This window comes from Caballeronia sp. M23-90 (assembly GCF_053574605.1).
This window is the reverse complement of the sequence record NZ_JBSIPA010000865.1, coordinates 1-1121: the sequence shown is the minus strand read 5'-3', so window position 1 is coordinate 1121 and position 1121 is coordinate 1. Positions and strand designations below refer to the sequence as shown.

General features: G+C 63.5%; 1 protein-coding gene and 1 pseudogene. Both read right to left on the bottom strand.

Going from position 1 to position 1121, the window contains the following annotated elements; genetic code table 11:
• Positions 1 to 786 (bottom strand): aminotransferase class V-fold PLP-dependent enzyme (locus ACRXB1_RS36565; RefSeq protein ID WP_449494843.1); only part of this gene is annotated, 786 nt, incomplete at its 3' end.
• A 5-nt stretch (positions 787 to 791) separates the two neighbouring features.
• Positions 792 to 1103, bottom strand: a pseudogene (locus ACRXB1_RS36560) (phosphonopyruvate decarboxylase); the annotation flags it as partial.
• Positions 1104 to 1121 lie beyond the last annotated feature (18 nt).

The window sequence follows — 1121 nt, the reverse complement described above, 5'->3', positions numbered from 1 at the left end:
TGCGTAGCGCGCATGGCGCGCGTTCAGGCCGCCTTCGTCCTCGAACTCGCGCAGCGCTTCAACCAGCGCGTAATACGCGTGCACGGACGGCGTGAACGGCGTATTGCGTTCGTCCTGCAACCTGGCGAGACGCGTGATGCCGAGGTAATACGTGCGGCTCGCGGCGTGTTTCAGCGCTTCGCGTTTCGCGATTACAAACGCCGCGCCGGGCACGCCATGCAGACATTTGTTGGCGGTTGCGGCGACCGCGGTGATGCCGCCGCCATCGAAATCGATATGCTCCGCGCCGAAGCTGCTCACGCCATCGAGCAACAAGCCGATACCGCGCGCCTTGCACGCCGCGCTCAACTGGTCGATCTTGTTCAGGCGGCCGGTTGTCGTCTCGTGATGGATGATCGCGACATTCGTGAAACCGTCCAGCCTGGCCGTGATCGCATCGACATCCGGCGCGTCCACCCACGCGTACTTCACGACCTCGTGATCGATTCCGTACTGCGTCGCGATCTGCGCAATCCGTTCGCCATAGACACCATTCTCGATGACCAGCAAACGGCCGCCTTGCGGCACCATTCCGGCGATCATGCTTTCCACGGCAGCCGTGCCCGAACCCGTCATCAAGACAGCCGTCCAGACCTTCGGATCAAGCGAATAAGCCGCAAGCAAACGCGAGCGCGCTTCGTCCTGCAGATCGAAAAATTCCGGCTCGCGATGGCACAAGTCGGTTTGCAGCAGGCTATTGCGCACGCGTTCGGTCAGCGTGACAGGGCCGGGGTTGAGCAGCAGCATGATGTCTAGCGTCCGATATGTTTTTGCAGGCGCGCGCGCACGTCTTCCGGTGTGATCGACGGCCGCGGCAAGTCGCCGGGCGTGCCGGTGCTGATCGACAGGCGGGCGAAGCGAACGCCATCGACACCCTTTGCTTCGAACAACGTGTCGATGACCGAAAGATCGTCGCCGTCGAGCGCCAGCGCGTACCCGCACGCGGATGCAATGCGTGCAAACTCGACGCCCGGCGACACGGTTGCCTGAGCGCCGGTCGACTCGTGGGCACCGTTGTCGAGCAGCAGGTGCGTGAGGTTCGACGGGCCGTACGCTCGGCGCGTACGGCCCGTCGAACCTCA